We start from the raw sequence: 261 nt of genomic DNA, 5'->3' as shown, positions 1-261 counted from the left end.
CATCTCGTCGCACAGTCGGGCGCGCAAGGCAGCTTGGATAGCGTCAGCGGAGAAATCATCAAGTCCCTTGAGCACCTCAACAGCGGCATGCTGGATGTCGTCGGCTCCTGCCTTGAGCTTGGCCACAGAATCCCCATCGAAGACCAGGGCGTCGTCGTCAGTCAGCAGGAAGGCCAGCTTGGGCAGAGCCTCGGACAACAACGTTAATCTTTCCCGAACTAGCGGCATCGCGGCGTGGATGACACAGCGATCCTCCTGGGT

General features: G+C 59.8%; 1 pseudogene. It reads right to left on the bottom strand.

What is annotated here, in order from left to right:
• Positions 1-261: pseudogene (locus FVA95_RS29990) on the bottom strand (hypothetical protein); the annotation flags it as partial.

Origin of the sequence: Pseudonocardia sp. EV170527-09 (assembly GCF_008369905.1) — a bacterium.
Taxonomy (GTDB): Bacteria; Actinomycetota; Actinomycetes; order Mycobacteriales; family Pseudonocardiaceae; genus Pseudonocardia.
Note: the sequence above shows the minus strand (reverse complement) of the source record. Positions and strands in the feature narration are given on the sequence as shown.